10 protein-coding genes and 1 tRNA gene are annotated in these 16,895 nt (G+C 59.8%); 3 read left to right on the top strand and 8 right to left on the bottom strand.

Annotated elements, in window-relative coordinates:
- Positions 1–84: 84 nt before the first annotated feature.
- Complete coding sequence (locus HMPREF2975_RS11345; RefSeq protein ID WP_070728067.1) at positions 85–2,805, bottom strand: Cna B-type domain-containing protein; 2,721 nt, start codon at positions 2,803–2,805, stop codon at positions 85–87.
- Between the two features lie 263 nt (positions 2,806–3,068).
- On the opposite strand from HMPREF2975_RS11345, the gene HMPREF2975_RS12965 reads away from it, so the two are divergent.
- Positions 3,069–3,191, top strand: a complete 123-nt coding sequence (locus tag HMPREF2975_RS12965; RefSeq protein WP_264673896.1) for a hypothetical protein — start codon at positions 3,069–3,071, stop codon at positions 3,189–3,191.
- A 276-nt stretch (positions 3,192–3,467) separates the two neighbouring features.
- Here the strand turns inward: HMPREF2975_RS12965 and HMPREF2975_RS11335 are convergent.
- The 7 genes from HMPREF2975_RS11335 to HMPREF2975_RS11305 form a co-directional block, all read right to left on the bottom strand.
- Positions 3,468–3,543: transfer RNA gene (locus HMPREF2975_RS11335), tRNA-Thr, on the bottom strand.
- A 133-nt stretch (positions 3,544–3,676) separates the two neighbouring features.
- Positions 3,677–5,362, bottom strand: a complete 1,686-nt coding sequence (locus HMPREF2975_RS11330; protein WP_070728063.1) for an alpha/beta hydrolase — start codon at positions 5,360–5,362, stop codon at positions 3,677–3,679.
- Between the two features lie 114 nt (positions 5,363–5,476).
- A complete protein-coding gene (locus HMPREF2975_RS11325; protein ID WP_070728060.1) occupies positions 5,477–6,646 on the bottom strand; it encodes a DNA polymerase III subunit delta' in 1,170 nt (389 codons plus the stop codon).
- A 92-nt stretch (positions 6,647–6,738) separates the two neighbouring features.
- On the bottom strand, positions 6,739–7,587 hold the full coding sequence (gene tmk / locus HMPREF2975_RS11320; protein WP_070728275.1) for a dTMP kinase: 849 nt from the start codon (positions 7,585–7,587) through the stop codon (positions 6,739–6,741).
- Positions 7,588–7,648: 61 nt separating this feature from the next.
- Positions 7,649–10,609: a type I DNA topoisomerase gene (topA, locus tag HMPREF2975_RS11315; RefSeq protein WP_070728057.1), complete on the bottom strand. Its 2,961-nt coding sequence runs from the start codon at positions 10,607–10,609 to the stop codon at positions 7,649–7,651.
- A 110-nt stretch (positions 10,610–10,719) separates the two neighbouring features.
- Positions 10,720–12,681 (bottom strand): DUF7059 domain-containing protein, encoded by a 1,962-nt coding sequence (locus HMPREF2975_RS11310; RefSeq protein ID WP_070728054.1) that lies wholly within the window; start codon positions 12,679–12,681, stop codon positions 10,720–10,722.
- Positions 12,682–13,083: 402 nt separating this feature from the next.
- Positions 13,084–14,091, bottom strand: a complete 1,008-nt coding sequence (locus HMPREF2975_RS11305) for a serpin family protein (protein WP_070728052.1) — start codon at positions 14,089–14,091, stop codon at positions 13,084–13,086.
- A gap of 514 nt (positions 14,092–14,605) precedes the next feature.
- Between HMPREF2975_RS11305 and tdh the strand changes: the two genes are divergently transcribed.
- Together tdh and HMPREF2975_RS11295 are read left to right on the top strand one after the other, a co-directional pair.
- Positions 14,606–15,664, top strand: a complete 1,059-nt coding sequence (tdh, locus tag HMPREF2975_RS11300; protein WP_058237684.1) for an L-threonine 3-dehydrogenase — start codon at positions 14,606–14,608, stop codon at positions 15,662–15,664.
- A gap of 22 nt (positions 15,665–15,686) precedes the next feature.
- The gene (locus tag HMPREF2975_RS11295) at positions 15,687–16,880 is read left to right on the top strand and encodes a glycine C-acetyltransferase (protein ID WP_058237683.1); all 1,194 of its coding nucleotides are present in this window, start codon (positions 15,687–15,689) and stop codon (positions 16,878–16,880) included.
- Positions 16,881–16,895: the final 15 nt, after the last annotated feature.

Below are 16,895 nucleotides of genomic sequence, written 5' to 3'. Positions count from 1 at the left end.
GCGCACGCTGAAGCACAGAGTCTTCCAGCGCGCGCCCGTCTGACACGGAGATTCAACAGCTCAGAACTGATGCACCTCCTGAGTTCAGTGGATTCCTCGGCGGCGGTACCAGAGCAAGCCAGCGCCCAGGGTGATCATCAAAATGCTTGCTCCTGCAGCGCCTCCAGCCGCCGCACCCGTGTTCACGATGGTCGGCGGTGACGGTGGTGTACCCGGCGGAGGCGGATTCTTCGAGTTCGTGATGGTGAATCCATCAGTCGCAGTTCCTGTGATGCGGGCACTGAAGCCGTCAACTGGTGTTTCCTTGACTGTATAGACGATGGGCGCGGAGCCGTCTGCATTGAACATTTCAAGGTCGGCAAATGTGCCTGACCAGGAGTTGTCTGCTGAGAGGGTGAGTTTCTGTCCAGTCGGCTCACCGTCAGCCACAAGTTCAACGTCAATGGACTGTGGGATATCGTCACTGAGCGCTGCGCCGTCGTGGTTCACCCATTTCTTCGTCACGGGAACAGCTGTGAGGGCTCTGTTAGTGATCGTGAAGCCGTCCACGGCGTTACCAGCCACTACCGACCGATACCCAGGAACCTCAACCTCACGCACCGAATACTCAACCAAGACGCCACGGTCAAACTTCGGCAAATCCTTAAACACGCCAGACCACGAATTATCCGCCGACAAAGTCAACGTCGTGCCAGTCGGCTCCCCACCAGTCAACAACTCAACCACAACACTGCCAGGACGTTTACCCAACGCATTCTCACCATCAAGCCACGACTTCGACACAGGAACAGACGTGAGCATCCGGTTCGTCAGCGCAACACTGTAGGTCTTCTGCTTGTCATCCGAAGTTTCTGAGACCTTCATGGTGTAACCGTCCGCGCCGCTTTCCTTGAACTCAAGCGGGATGCGTTTACCTGTTGCGGCATCGACTAAGGTCTGAGGATTGGGGAAGTTATCGATAGTTGTTTCCCAGTTATTCGCCTCCGACAGCTCGATACCTTTGACGACCTCTACATCATCAACGAGGACGTCCAGCGTAATTCTGTCTGGGTGCACACCCGGGTCATCGTTGCTCCAAGATTTCTTGATCTTGAGCTTCCAGGCATCTTCACCAAAGAACAATTGTCCGTTGTTGGCAATGCCTCCACCGCTAAATCCCTCGTCAGTGGCGAGGTTATTTTCGATTCTGACAGTGGCAAGACGTTCAGCCAGTCGCTTTGCCTGATCACTCGGAACCGACTTAAAGGCCTTATTCACTGTGTAGAGTTTGTTATTCTCCACTCGCGTGTTGTTGCCGCCTTGCACGTATCGCGGTTCTTGCTTCTCTTGCGGCCAGTTCAAGCGGTGACTGTAAATCGAGCCATCCTGGTACCACATTCTCTCTGCACCGCCAAGCATGCGCTCGCCTATTGTGACAGGTTGGCCTTTCTCCGGCTCAGCCGCGCCAAAAGTATGCACAGCGACGCTTGCAAAATCGTCTCCTGCACCTTTGTATTCCTTATTACGCCCAAAATCTGGGGCAGAATTATCGAAAATCGCGACGCCCTTGGTGATGTTCAAGGTGGTTGTGCCCGTTGCACAGTTCCACACGCCACCGCCCTGCGCACTCGGAGAATGGTTGCCCGCTCCGAGAAGGAAAGCATCTTTAATCGTGTTACCGCGTATGAGCGAATTATGGATTGTGAGAATCGAATCGGAATCGTTGTAGATACCGCCACCGCCCCAAAAGCCCTTCGCAACGTTGTCGTGTACGTAGCCGGCTTTCATCGTTACCTTAGCTTCACCGTAGAACGAGAGTCCGCCTCCAGCTTTCAGGGCCACGTTGTGCGCAAATTCTCCTCCGCTGATCGTGGCTTTGCCACCACCGAGAGCGATTCCTCCTCCGTGACCATTGGCAGTATTGCCTTCGACCGTGCCGCCGGAGATTTCCACATCTTTGACATCGCGGATGTACATGCCGCCGCCCTGACCGTTGTATTCACCGTTGGTGTTTTCCTGGACAGTTCCGCTCGTGAACTTGAAGGTATCTCCATTATCAATCGCGATTCCTCCGCCAATTTCGGTGGTATTTTTTGCGATTGTCGTTCCATCAAGCGTGACGTTGGCAAAACTCGCATACACGCCTCCACCGAATCCTTTATATTTGGGATGAACCGCATCATTGCCGGATATTTGTCCACCGGTCAAGGAAACGGGCACAGGAGCACCTTCAGCTCCCCAAATGCCTATCGCACCACCACGCTGGTAGCCGTGGTTCTCCTGAAGAGTTCCGCCGGCAATGCTGACACCGTCGCCGCCGTAAATCGTAATCGGTGCGTAGAGGCCCTCATTCACCCCTTCAGGCAGGGTGCCGGAAGTATCAGTGACATTGTTCCTCGAAAAGTCAGCGCTCCCAGTCATGTTGAATTCGCCGTCTTTGACGAAGATGACAGGTCCGGTGAGCGATGTGTCGTGGACAGATCCGGCAGTGAAATTCAACGTTCCGCCGTTCACAACGATTCGTGAGTTCGTGAAGGAGGGGCCGGCAAGCGTGAGGCTCCCGCCTTCGGCCACAGTCACTGTGTCGGCGCCCACTCCCGTGACAGTTCCACTGCCCGTTAGAGTCAGTCTCGCACCCTCCGGAACAACGAGCGGTTTGTCTGCTGTCGCACTGACATCACTGTCAATCGCGACTGTGGTCTCAGCACCTGGCGTCGCCTGGGCTGCCTGGGAAACGATTGAGTCCCATGAGGGGGGCTCCTCTGCCCTCGCAATCCCACTGGGTGTCAGTACAACAGCGAGGGAAACAGTAAGGAGACTGGTCACAAGCCTTAAAACACTACGCATGTCGTCATTCCGATCTCAGCGAAAATTCCTCAAACTATTCGATCATCTCACTTTTCAACCTTTCTCGTGTGTGAATTCCTGCATAGCGGTAAATTGCTTGCGTCTGACCCAGCCTGGCTTAACGTCAGAGCAAAAGGACTCCCTCGGGGTATCTACCGACTTCACAGCCCATCCACTCGCCACGGACCCTGGCCACATTTCGAAACAGGCGCACGACAGCCCTCGACATTCCAGCTCGCGACATGTTCGGATACAAGCCGGGCGATGATGTCCTGCTCCTTGCTGACCCCGAACGCGGCATTGCGATTCTGCCGGCCGATCAGATCAACAAGCTCCTTCCCCAGACACCACCACATGTTTCCTAAGCGAGAATCCATGCCCGCCATCGTGTGCACAGACGTTCGACGTACGTTCTTCCCGATTGATGCACTGGAGAAAGGTATCCACAAGTGGTTGAGCGCGTCCCCCTCGTACCACACGGCACAGCTTGTCCACGCGTCCTTTTTCGAGGGCTCATGACCAGTCGCCAGCGTTGCGGTGATCGGTCGCCTCACTGTGATCAGCCTGGGAATCGCGGCACTGGCAATGACACGGGTTTCACCGCGAAGGTCGTCGCGTTGACCCAGGTGCTCCTTACTTCATGGAGCCACCTGTGGGAATCGAACCCACGACCTATTCATTACGAGTGAATCGCTCTGCCGACTGAGCTAAGGTGGCCGCCTTCCCTATCAGCGCTACGCGGCTCCGCCACGCGCATCAATTGATAGGCAACGACGTTTACTGTAGCCGACTACCCACGCCTGCGACAAATGCTCGACAGGTGGAGCGCGTCACGCCCAAAGGTTAGCGCCTAATCCGTGCACTGAAGACCGTCTTGCGGGACGGTGCCATTGAGGAAGAAACCGTCAACCGCGTCGCGCACGCACCGCGACCCGTCGCGCGAATACGCCGTGTGATTCCATCCATCCCAGCTCACCAGTACACCTTTACTGAGCTGGTCGGCAAGCGCCTGCGACATCACATAAGGCGTGGCGGGGTCGTGCGTCGTTCCCACCACAACAATCTCCGGGGTGCCTTCAGCGTGGATCGGTCCGCGTTCGCGCGTAGATTCAATGGGCCAGCCTTCCAAAGCGGCAGAGGAATACCCGGCGAAACGACCCATGAACGGCAGCTCAGCTTTCATCTTCTCCGCTGCAGCAGCCCATTGCTCAATGTCTCCGACCGGAGAATAGTCCAGGGAGTTAATCACGCTGATTGCTTCCATCGAATTATTCTGGTACGTGCCATCAGCGTTGCGTTCCATCAGCAGATCTGCGAGTGCCAGCATCGTTGACCCATCGTCCTGCTTGATTGCCATATCCAGCCCCTGGGTCAACGCATCGTGCAACTGCGTGTCGTACAGCAGGCCGATCACGGCGCTGAAGGCCAGGGAAGACGTCAGCGGTCGGTTAGGATCCTGCGTCTCAAGCGGTTTTTCTTCCAGTTGATCGAAGAACGCGTTCAGAGTCTCCAGTCCTTCGTCAACACTTGACCCCACCGGGCAGTCCGACGATGCGGAGCACACTTTGATCCAGTTTTCGAGGGCGTCCTCGAACCCCTGCATCTGCAGTCGTTCAACGTCGTCAACACTGAGCGACGGGTCAAGTGCACCATCAAGCACCATACGTCCGACCTTGTCGGGGAACAGCTCAGCATACGTCGCTCCCAGGTAGGTACCGTATGAGTACCCCAGATAGGTCAGTTTGTCCTGTCCGAGGGCGGCTCGCGCCATATCAAAATCCTTGGCAGCTGAGATCGTGTCGACATGCTCGGCCAGGGAGCCGCTGTGTTCCTTGCATCCAGCTGCCAGCTTGGCGGATTCAGCCTTTAGATCCTCAACAATTTCCTGCGGCGTGGGCTCTTGAGTACTGTCGGATTGATCGGCCGGATCATCGGACATCGCGGCCGTTTCATCGCGTTCTTTGTCTGTCAGGCAGATGACCGGCGTGGACTGGCCGACTCCGCGCGGATCCAATGCCACGATGTCAAGGCGGTCCGCCAGATCCATCGACAGTCCCTGGCTCGCAATGTAGGGCAGGATCGAAGTTGCCGGACCACCGGGCCCACCGGGGTTATAGAACAATGCACCTTCGGATTGCGGTGCGCGGTGAATGGCCAATGCCAGTGCGATCACATCGCCGTCGAGCTGGTCCCAATCCAACGGTGCGTACAGTGCGCCGCATTCATATCCGTCTGATGACTGCTGCGATCCTTCCATCTGTTTGAGGTCGTCATCAGTGCAATCACGCCAGTTGACTTTCTGCTGGTAGAAGCCCTCAATGGTTGGTTCCGGCAGGCCACCCAAAGTGTCGCTGAACGTTGATCCCGAGGCGATGACCGTGCGACCATCTTCGCTGAGGGCTGACTGCTGGTGAGTGGCAGATCCACCGCTCTTGCGGTCGTGTCCAATGATCAGCACGGCACTGACAGTTGCCAGCGCAACGACGACCAGTATGGCGAGCAGAATTATCACGATGTTGCGTGAACGCGTTTTCATGGGTCAAGACTAACAATGATTCAGTTACCTACCCCCGTATGGAAGAGCGGGGCCTCCTGGTTCACGGGCAGTGTCGATGCGGTCGCGCACCCTCCGGCTGGACGCCACGCGCATCTAACGCAGCGCCACCACCATTGATTCCATTGCGAGCAGTGGATTCGCACCGTTGGTCAGTCTGGTGCGCGCCTGGTCAATCACGTCGATGCGTGCCAGGGTCTGCTCCGGACTGGAGGTGCGGGCGATACGCTCGATCACCTCCGCGACATCGTCATTCATCAGATCCTGATTCGCACCAAGCTGCAGCATGAGGACGTCGCGGTACACACTCATCACGTCCAGCAGGATCCGATCCAGCATGTCGGTCAGTGAGCGTTTCATGCGGCGGGTCTGGTTTTCACGCAGTTGACGCAGTTGTGAGCGCGCATGCGGCGTCATCTTGTCACCCTCGACCATGCCGAGCTGGTAGCGAAACTTGGCTTCTTCTTCCGTGTTGCGCTGCTCGGCAACCGTCTGCGTGTCACTCTTCGCCATCTCAACTAGGTCATGGGCGGCGACAGCGGCTTCACCGACTGAGGCAACGTGAATGGCGGCGCGGATGCGTTGACGGCGCTTGTCGCGTTCCTTGGGGTCACGCGCCAAGGCTTTTGCCCGCCCGATGTGGCACTGCGCTGCCCGCGCCGCCTCGCGCGCCACGTTCATATCCACGCCGAGCTGCCGGACCAGCAGACCAGCCACAGCGTCGACCGATGGGATGCGCAAGGACAATTGTCGGCAGCGTGACCTGACGGTGGTGATCATGTCTTCGGGGCTTGGTGCACACAGCACCCACACGGTGCGCTCGGGAGGCTCCTCGATAGCCTTGAGCAGGATATTCAACGAGAGTTCCTGAATGCGGTCCGCGTCTTCAATAACGATGACGCGCCAGCGGCCCTGCGAGGGCGCCACCTGGGCGCGCATGATGATGTCGCGCACCTGTTCTGCAGTAATAATGCTGGTTTCTGTGGCAACGCTGAGCACGTCAGCGTTGGTTCGAGCCATTGTTGTCACGCATCCTGGGCACGTGCCGCACCCGATTTCACTGCCTGTGCACTGCAGACACGCGGCAAATGCGAGCGCAGCGTTTGATCGCCCGGAGCCCGGCGGCCCTGTCACGAGCCATGCGTGGGTCATGGAGTGGGTGCTGCGATCACTGTTGCCCTCGACAATGCGGCGGGCGGCGCGGGCAGCTTCCTGCAACGTGGCGACGGCCTTTTCCTGACCGACAATGTCATCCCATACGCTCATCGCTCACCTGCCTCACAACGATACCGGCGCACAGGCCTCGTACAGGCGCTGATAGCCCCTGGTGGGCACACCGCTGCAACACGTCGGGCACATCACAGCAGTCCCTCGCTGTCACCTTCCCATAGCGTGCCCTGGGATTCTTTCAGCAAAGCCGCCACCATCGTGCCAGCCTGGTCCTCATCGCTTGTCTGCGATGCTGCATGCTCGGGCGCAGGCGAGTTCGGCTGGGGTGATTCGGTCGCAGACAGCTCGACCTGATCGTGCGCCTCATGATTGACGAGGAGACCCAGTGCGGGTCGAACGCGTTCCTCCAGCACGCCTCTGATTTCGCGGAACACTTCTTCAGGGGTGCCGACCGCGTCGATAACGACAATGCGGTCTGGGTAGCGATCTGCCAGGTGCAGGTATTCGTGGCGCACTCGCTCATGGAAGTCCATTGATTCACGCTCGATACGGTCAGCGGTGTGCGACGCCGTCCCTCGTCTGGCACCCACCTCGGGGGGCAAATCCAACAGCAATGTCAGATCCGGCGACAGGTCCTCCGTCGCCCATTTTGACAAGGCCAGTACCTCATCCACGCCCAGTTCGCGCGCAGCGCCCTGGTAGGCCACTGACGAGTCAATGAATCGGTCAGCCAGCACTACCTGACCGGCCGCAAGCGCGGGTCTGATCACGGTTGCTACATGGTAGGCGCGGTCAGCCGCATACAGCAGGGCTTCAGTACGCGGATCCACGTCTTCGGGTCCGTGCTGAATGAGCTGACGCAGCTGGTTACCCATGTCAGTTCCACCCGGTTCGCGGGTCACAAACGAGACGCATCCAGCCTGATCAAACCACTCTTTGACGTGTTCGATCTGGGTGGTTTTGCCTGCACCGTCACCGCCTTCGAAGGTGATGAACAGGCCGCGCCTGCGCCGCGAATCCCCGCTGGAAGTGCTCATGAGCCTATCTTTGCACGAGGCACCGGCATTTGCGTACATGCACGCTGTTCAGGCCGACGCACTACTGGTCGCCATCCGCAGATGAGGCGTTCTTCTTCGACGCTGAAGCCTTGGACGTGCCCGACGACTTCTTCGCACCAGTCCCGGCGCTCTTACGCGTCGTCTTCGCACTCTTCGTGGAGGCTTTCTTGCGGGTCGTCCTGGTGGTGCTCTTGCGTCCGCGTTTGGGAGCAGGCCCCTTGGCGCGTTTGTCAGCCAGCAGTTCAAAGGCGCGGGCTTCAGTCAGCGACTCGATCGATTCGGATCGCGGCACCGTCACATTGGTCTGACCGTCCGTGATGTACGGTCCGAACCTGCCGTCCTTGACCACCACTTTCTTCTCAGAGATCGGGTCAATACCGAATTCACGCAACGGCGGCCTGGCCGTGCGGCCACGGCGTGTCTTAGGCTGAGCGAACAGTGCCAGCGCCTCATCCAACGTGATCGTCAGCAACTGCTCTTCGCTTTCCAGTGAGCGCGAGTCACTCCCCTTCTTCAGGTACGGCCCATAGCGACCATTCTGAGCGGTGATCACTTCGCCATCTGCCGGATCAGCTCCCACTTCACGGGGCAACGACAACAGCATCAGTGCATCATCCAGTGTGATCGTCGCCAGATCCATCGACTTGAACAGGGAAGCCGTGCGCGGCTTCACCTTCTTCTTACGCGTCGATTTCGCAGCGTCGCCCTCGTCGGCGTCCTCAGGCAGAACTTCGGAAACGTAGGGGCCGAAGCGACCATTTTTCGCGATGAGCATATGCCCGCTGGCCGGGTCGATGCCGAGCTCACGGCCATCATCAGCTGCCTGAGTGAACAGTTCGGCAATCTTCGCCTCATCGAGCTCGTCAGGCGCAACGTCCGGCGGCACGTTGGCGCGCACATCGTCACTGTCGCGCTCCAGATACGGCCCGTAGCGCCCCACGCGCAGCGTCACGCCGTTGCCGTAGTCAATCGAGTTGATCGCCCGCGCATCGATATTGTCGCCCAGCGAGGCAACCTGGGTGCGTAGTCCTTCACGCTTCGACGAGGAAGACCCATCCGCCGCTGCGTCGGCCACTTCGTCACGCGGACCATCGACGCCACTGGCCGTCTCGGCCTCTGTCTGGCCTGCGCTGCTGCCGAGATAAAACTCCGTGAGGAACTGCGTCGAGTCCTCCTGCCCGCCCGCGATGCGGTCCAGGTCGGTTTCCATCGACGCCGTGAAATCGTAATCCACCAGGTCAGAGAGGTTTTCCTCCAGAAGGCGCGTGACGGAAAACGCCAGCCACGTAGGCACCAGGTACTGACCGCGGTGCGTGACGTAGCCGCGGTCTCCGATCGTCTGAATCGTTGCCGCATAGGTGGAGGGGCGGCCAATTCCCAGCTGCTCCATCATTTTCACCAGTGACGCTTCGGTGTAGCGCCCCGGTGGCTGGGTCTGATGGTCTTCGGCTTCAGCGTGGTGAACCGTGACAGTTTCGCCTTCCTCCACGGCAGGCAGCAGGGTTTCCGCTCCGCGCGCACCATCCTGCGAGCCAGACTGAGAACCGGACTGTGAAGCGGATGCTGCGTCAGCGGCGGGCTGTGACAGCGCCTGTTCATCGCGATCCTTGTCGCGGCCTTCCTGATAGGCCAGTCGATACCCGGGGAACGTGATCGTTGTACCAGACACGGACGAGGTCACTTCCCGCGCGCCCGTGCCATCTGGCAGCTCGAGCACATCGGTGAGCTGGCTGAGGACACGGATCGTGGAGGTATGCCCCGTCGCATCCGCCATCTGCGAGGAAATTGTGCGCTTCCAGATCAGGTCATACAGCGCCCACTGCTGGCGGCTCAACACCGAACGCACCTCATCGGGGGTGCGGAAATGGTCACCAGCAGGGCGGATCGCTTCGTGTGCTTCCTGCGCGCCTTTGGATTTCGTGCCGTAGATACGGGGCTTGTCCGGCACGACATCGCTGCCGTACAGTTCAGCTGCCTGGGCGCGCGCCGCACGGATTGCCTGGCTCGACAGCGCGGTCGAATCGGTACGCATATAGGTGATGTAACCGGACTCGTACAGGGACTGCGCCGTGCGCATCGTTGAGGACGCATTCCAGTGCAGCTTGCGGGAAGCTTCCTGCTGCAGGGTTGACGTCGTGAAAGGCGCAGCAGGGCGACGGCGGTACGGCTTCTTCGTGACGGATTCAATCGACGAGGGAGCCTCACGCAGACCGTCCGCCAGGCGGTCGGCTGCAGCCTCATCCAGCGCCACTGTCTGAGCTTTGCGAGCCTTGTCCGACAGCACACCCTCTTCGGAAAAATCAGTGCCAGTGGCTACAGGACGCCCATCGAGCGCGCTCACACGCGCCGTAAAGTCACCCTCGTCAGCCTGAATGAAGGCATCGATGGACCAGTAGTCCGCGCGGATAAACGCCATGCGGTCGCGTTCACGATCCACAATCAGGCGAGTTGCTACCGACTGGACGCGGCCGGCCGACAAAGATGGGCGGATTTTGCGCCACAACAACGGTGAGACTTCATAGCCGTAGAGGCGGTCAAGGATGCGTCGAGTCTCCTGCGCGTCAACCAGGTCGGTGTCAATATCGCGCGTGTTGTCCAGTGCGCGCTCAATAGCCTCGCGGGTGATTTCGTGGAACACCATGCGCTTGACGGGCACCTTCGGTTTGAGCACTTCCAGCAGGTGCCACGCGATGGCTTCACCCTCGCGGTCCTCATCAGTGGCCAGGTAGAGCTCGTCAGCATCCTTAAGGGCGCGCTTGAGTTCAGTGACACGCTTTTTCTTCTCAGGCGTCACCTGATAGTAAGGAGTAAAGCCGTCTTCAACGTTGACGGCGAAACGACCGTACGGGCCCTTCTTCATGGACACGGGCAGTTCGGACGGTTGAGGCAGGTCGCGGATATGACCGACCGAGGCTTCAACACGAAAGTCCGGCCCTAAATAAGATCCAATAGTGGCCGCCTTCGCCGGAGACTCGACGATGACTAACTTCGACGCGCCCATGTCCCTCCGTTCCTTCCTGCCTGTCCGTCATTTCGCCTTCCCGAGGGAAATTCACTTAGCCGCGAAATGTGGTTCGCTGATGACCATACAACGTTTAACCGGCATCTCGCTCACGGCGTGTCCTGTGAGCTGGTGCGCAATATGCCGAACTTGAGGAGGCGGATCACCTCCGGCGACAGGCGATTTCGCAGGTCGCAGGGGTCAAGTTCCATGAGCGCTGCGATCGCGGCAACGATCTGTCCCAGGGGCAGCTCGCCATCTGCAGCGCCCACCAGGCCGGCCAGTTCCGAACTCACCGAGGTTTTCAGTCCGACACCCCCGCCCTGCTGCAGCTCGATCACTTGCGGGTCGGCCTCACCGGGCGCAAAATAACGCACTTGGGTGACATCCGGGCTGCACACGGCGTGCAGGTCCCAGAGGAGGTCGGCGCTTCCGCCATCGGTGTTATCGCCCTCCACGCTGCCGCCATTGTCACCGCTGCCATAGATCTTGCCTCCGCCGGCGCGGGTGGCGACGAGCTGAATGATGTCGAGGCCTCGACGTATATCTCGCCCGGTTGGCACATGTCCGGTCGCCACCGCGTCACATTCCACGTATGCGGGCCGGCGCTGCGTCGCCCGATCCGGCTCATTCCCACTGGCACTGGATGGTGAGGCGGCCACGTCGTCCTCGTCAATCGAACTACCCCCGTCGGCGGAAGGACCCTTCTCAGCGAAATCCGGGCGGCGGCGAGCTGCAATGAGTCCCATGCCGATCGACTGGACGCCGGCCGCGGTGAAGTCAGCCAGCCAGTCGGCGTATCCGCGTTCGAACGTGTCGCGGGCGGTGAGCGTGCCGCCGGAATCTCGCAGCCACATTTCGACGTATTGGGCAGGTTCGAGGGAGTCTCGCTGAATCACCCACGCGTCCACGGGGAGGCCGTCGAACCAGCTTCTGGGGTGATCGGACCATGTGGCGGTGGAGTCAGAGTCGACCTCCCAATTTGCCAGCATCTGAATGGTGCCGCCCTCGGTCAGGTGGTCGGGTGCCTCGCGAATGATCTGCGCAATCAGGTGGTCTCGCTGCGCGCCGCCGTCGCGGTACTGCATCAATCCGGATGCGCGCACCGAATCGGGAGTGATGACGAATGGTGGGTTGGAGACGATCAGGTTGAAGCGCTCGCCGGCGACCGGCTCGAACAGGGATCCGCAGCGCACGTCAATGGCTACCTGATTCAGTGCGGCGTTGAAGCGGGTGATTTCACAGGCGCGTTCAGACAGGTCTGTCGCCACGACTCGGGTGCAGTGCGTGGCCAGGTAGAGTGCCTGAATGCCGCAGCCTGTGCCGACATCCAGTGCGCTGTCAACGGGTGTGCGGTCGGTCAGTGTCAGCAACGTTGTCGTTGCTCCGCCGATGCCGAGCACGTGGTCAGGAGCAAGCGGCCTGCCTGTTGTGGCCTCTCCCAGATCGGAGAGCACCCACCAGTGATGGTCGCCGTCCGGCAGCGTGGCGGCATGTGGGCGCAGGTCAAACAGCGCGCGCATCGGAGCGGCGGCTGACTCGACATCGCTGCTGGTATCACCGGCGTTCCCGGCGGGGTTGCCGGTCTCAGCGGCGTTCGCGTTCGTGTTCGCGTCGGCACCGCTGGTTTCGGCGGCATTCGCGCTCGCGCCGGCAGGTGCGATGAGGCCGAGCGCGCAGGCCCCAGCACTGCCCAGAGCCGGCAATGCCACATCGACGCGGTCATAGTCCACATCCATCCCCAGGATAAACAGCTGCGCCAACGTTGCGGCGGCTGCGGCGTTCCCGGCGGACTCACCATCAATCAGCCGCTGAAGCTCCACCATCGCCGGCACGCGCTGATCACGCATCAACGCATTCTGCGCCTGCTGGCTGAGCAGCGAGTCAACATAATCGACGGTGAAGTGAGCTGCTTCGAGGTCCCGGCGCAATGCCTCGATCAGATTGTCGTCGAGCGCAGGCGGTCGCGGCGACTTCGCAATGTCCGAGGGAGGGTGCGGCGGTTTCGTCGCGCCCGAGGGTGTCTGCGGCGGAATCTGCTGGCTGGCATCCGACACGTCATCTGTTCGCATGCACCTAGCCTACGCGGACGAGCCAACCTGAGGCCGTGAGGACGTCGCAGTTGCACATACCCCTAGATCTGAAGCCGTTTGATGCACATACCCCTAGTTTTAAGGCCGCTCAATGCACATACCCCTAGATAAACCTCGGATGTCATCGTCGGGGACTAGCCCGCGACCTCCTGACCTGCATGTTTAGAAATCGGGTGTTGTGGCGTGACGTTAGATCTAGGGGAATGTGCACACAGGGCCGACTTTCTAGGGGTATGTGCACGTATGGACGCCTCTTTTAGGGGTATGTGCACACGGGCACGAGTTCTTGGGGCATCGTGCACCTGCACTGGGGCGAACCTAAAGGGGAATCAGGGACGGGCAGCCCGTCTCACCATGCGCCTGGCAGGCAACAGTGCTGCCCTAATTAGCTAGGGAGCGATCACCGATCCAAGCCATGAACAGTGGTGTATCGGTCTGCGTGTCCGAAATGATCGCTACGCATGGACGATTGAAGGTGAGCATCGGGGGTGGAGGCGGTGCCGTGTCCCCTGTGGCGTGTTCGGTGACGACCGCGGCAACCGTACCTTCCTCCTTAATGATCAGATGGCCCTGTTGGACGAACTGCTGGAGATTCAACGCAGGTCCAGTATCGGCAGAGGAACCGAATCCGGAGTAATCCCCCTCTGCGAGGCCCTCAGGCGCGCCCATATCCGTCACGACATCCAGCAAGCTGACCGAGGAGGTGAAGTTCACTTTCGGCACTGACACTTCCACTTCGTCAGCGGCGGTTTGACTCAGTGCCTGCAACGCATCATGGACACTGGTGGGGCTGACCGTCGTCCCTTCGTGTGGCATCAGCAGATGCAAAGCCAGGTCCTCCTGAGCTGATGGTGACTGCAAGTCCAGGTCGGTGACATCCGTTTTCCACTGTGACGTGACGGCATCTTTCCACGTGGGGTTGGGCGTGAACTGATCATCAAACACCATGCGCATAGATCGGCCAACCAAGGGGGTATCAGCAACTTTCCCTCCCGCGACCTTCGACACGTCGCCTTTCCATCGATCCCACAGCCCCCACGATGCGGAAAACCGGTTGGCCGCCTCATCGGCACTCATGCCCATCAGTCTTTCGTACTCAGCGCGCGTGTCACCCTGCGCGCCCAGCGCAATCTGGGCCATCGCGGTGGCTGTGCCGACCGGAGATGTCAGCGCGGTTTCTCCAACTGCCGCACCATCTGACGTGGTATCTGCCGAGCTATTCGTCGCATCTGCGCTATTGGCACCGGCACCGCTTTCCGAGCCGTCCGTGCTGCCCGCCTTCATCGCACTGGCGAGGGTGGACAGCCTCATCGCGTACATTGAGGCGCGGGCCTGATCATCAAGCGCGTCAAAAGATCCGGCTGCCAGCGGGCCGACCTCGATGTCCACTGCTATCGGTTCGCCCTAATCCACAACGGTGCCGATGGGAGGCTGCCCATCGTCTGTGTCGACAGGATCTGCTCCGGACTGGCCGGTCCGGCCGGACTGGGTCCCGCCGCCCATCGTGCATCCAGCCACAAGCATCGCACTCCCGATACAACCGCACACAACGCGCCCCAATGGGGACACACCTCAAAACCTTTATCCATATTCCATAGATTATGAGGGGGTGACACATCCCACAACCCTCGTTACATAAATGAATACCCACCGTTGCCAAGACGTGACGTCTTTATCGTCTGCCACGATCATCCAGTACCAAGGCCCCAACGCCTCAGCGCACCTATACCCCATGAGCTGAGCGGTACCACGATACGGTCATCCGCACAGGCTTCGACCTCCCCTCGCAAATTCTCACTTCAGCGGCTATACGTGCCACACTAGGAGCTGACATTTTTCAGGCGGTGCGCTCGCCCTCCAGACAGCCTGCAGCATCGCAGCTTTGGCAGCAAGGAGGCTCATCGTGCGCGCACTTCGCAAAATGGCACAGGCACCAGGTTTGGAGCTGTGCGACATCCCCGAACCGGCAGTCGGCCCGAGTGAAGTCAAAATTAAAGTGCAGCGCGCAGGCCTGTGCGGCACGGATGTTCACCTGTTCAACTGGGATGGCGGAGCCCCCGGATCCCTCACCCCACCGCAGACGCTGGGGCACGAGTTTTTCGGGGAGATCGTCGAAATTGGCGAGGGTGTCGCTGCCGGATTCGGCTGCGACGAGCTACATCCCGGACAGCACGTATCAGTGGAGGGGCACATCGTGTGCGGCAGGTGCCGTAACTGCCGCGCGGGCCGCAAGCAGATGTGTCTGCGCACAGTCGGCATCGGCGTGAACCGCGACGGTGGTTTCGCTGACTACGTGGTGGTGCCGGCGTCAAACGTGTGGGTTCAGCCCGACCTCATCGACCCGGAGCTCGGCGCACTTTTTGATCCGTTTGGGAACGCTGTCCACACCTGTCAGCAGGTGGAAATGACTGGTCAGGATGTACTGATTACGGGTGCAGGCCCTATCGGGATCATGTGCGTGGCGATCGCCCGACACGCGGGTGCGCGCCACGTCGTCATCACCGACGTTCAGGAGGAACGCCTGGACATGGCGCGCTCGGTAGGGGCGGACGCCGTGGTCAACATTACGCGCCGCACGGTTCCAGATGTGATGGCTGAACTGGGCATTCGTGAGGGTTTCGACGTGGGAATCGAGATGTCGGGAGCTCCCGGCGGGCTGACCACGTTGATCGACTGCTGCACCCATGGTGCAACACTGGCACTGCTCGGCTTGCCGAAAGGCGCCTTCCCCGTGGACTGGGGCAAGGTCATCACCCGCATGTTCACCATTAAAGGGGTGTATGGACGCCAGATGTTCGACACGTGGTACCTGGCGACGTTCATGATGGAATCGTCCGAGAAGCTGCGCGAATCTGTTCGTTCCATCATCACGCACCGATTCGCCCCTGAGCAGTGGGAGGATGCGTTCGAAGCCGCAGCCAGCGGCACGGCAGGTAAAGTCATTATCGATTGGGAGAAATAAAGATCCGAAGGGGCATTTCACAATGGACACACTCAGCGAACGGCTGACAGCTCACCTCGATCAGATTCGCCAGCAGGGACTGTATAAGGAGGAGCGCGAAATCCTGGGTCGCCAGGGCTCCCACGTTGACACCAACTCCGGGCAGGCGCTCAACTTCTGTGCCAACAATTACCTGGGACTGGCAGGGGATCAGAGACTTGTCGATGCAGCGAAGGAAGCGCTTGACCGGTGGGGTTTCGGAATGTCATCGGTGCGTTTCATCTGCGGTACTCAGGATCAGCACAGTGCGCTGGAGCGCGAGATCGCTCAGTTTCTCCGCATGGATGACTCCATCCTGTTTTCGTCGTGTTTTGATGCCAACGGCGGAATTTTCGGCGCCCTTCTGGGTCCCGATGACGCCATCGTGTCTGACGAGCTCAACCATGCGTCACTGATTGACGGTATTCGCCTGTGCAAGGCCACCCGCTTCCGCTACCGCAATGCCGACATCGAGGATCTGCGTCGCCAGCTCCAGGCAGCTCGAGACAAGAAGTGCGATCAGGTCCTCATCGTCACTGACGGTGTCTTCTCGATGGACGGCTCGTACGCTCCCCTTGAACAGATCTGCGATCTGGCAGAGGAGTTTCACGCCCTCGTCATGGTGGATGATTCGCACGCGACAGGGTTCGTCGGTCAGCACGGTCGGGGAACTCCTGAGTACTGCGGTGTGGAGGGTCGGGTGGATATTCTGACCGGCACACTCGGCAAGGCGCTGGGTGGCGCTTCGGGTGGGTATGTCGCTGGCCCGCAGGCCATTGTGGACACCCTGCGTCAGCAGGCTCGACCGTACCTGTTCTCCAACACGTTGGCTCCCGTTGTTGTGGCCGGGTCGCGTAAGGCTTTGGAACTGGCCGCCCAGGCTGACGATGCGCGCGCTCACCTGAAGGAGATGTCGGCACTGTTCCGCTCTCTCATGGAGGACGCCGGATTTGATGTCCTGCCCGGTTCGCATCCGATTCATGCCGTGATGTTCCGTGGAGATGATGGAGCGGCGTTGGCCGTCAAAATTGCGGCCCGCATGTTGGAGCTGGGTGTGTATGTCACGGCGTTCAGTTTCCCTGTGGTTCCGCGGGGGCTGGCACGTATTCGCGTGCAGCTGTCGGCCGCGCACAGCGAGGACGATGTACGCGCGTGTGTCAAGGCATTCATTGATGCACGTGAGAGCGTTATTGGGTAGGCAGCTGATGTCGGA

The sequence above is a fragment of the Actinomyces sp. HMSC065F12 genome, assembly GCF_001814535.1.
Classification (GTDB): domain Bacteria; phylum Actinomycetota; class Actinomycetes; order Actinomycetales; family Actinomycetaceae; genus Pauljensenia; species Pauljensenia radingae_A.
This window is presented reverse-complemented; position numbering and strand designations above follow the sequence as displayed.

Bases quoted from the DNA above. Each gene is read 5' to 3' on its own strand.
- HMPREF2975_RS11295 (WP_058237683.1), top strand. From the start codon at position 15,687: ATGGACACACTCAGCGAACGGCTGACAGCTCACCTCGATCAGATTCGC.
- HMPREF2975_RS11330 (WP_070728063.1), bottom strand. From the start codon at position 5,362: ATGAAAACGCGTTCACGCAACATCGTGATAATTCTGCTCGCCATACTG.
- tmk (WP_070728275.1), bottom strand. From the start codon at position 7,587: ATGAGCACTTCCAGCGGGGATTCGCGGCGCAGGCGCGGCCTGTTCATC.
- HMPREF2975_RS12965 (WP_264673896.1), top strand. From the start codon at position 3,069: ATGTTCGGATACAAGCCGGGCGATGATGTCCTGCTCCTTGCTGACCCC.
- HMPREF2975_RS11310 (WP_070728054.1), bottom strand. From the start codon at position 12,681: ATGCGAACAGATGACGTGTCGGATGCCAGCCAGCAGATTCCGCCGCAG.
- topA (WP_070728057.1), bottom strand. From the start codon at position 10,609: ATGGGCGCGTCGAAGTTAGTCATCGTCGAGTCTCCGGCGAAGGCGGCC.
- HMPREF2975_RS11325 (WP_070728060.1), bottom strand. From the start codon at position 6,646: ATGAGCGTATGGGATGACATTGTCGGTCAGGAAAAGGCCGTCGCCACG.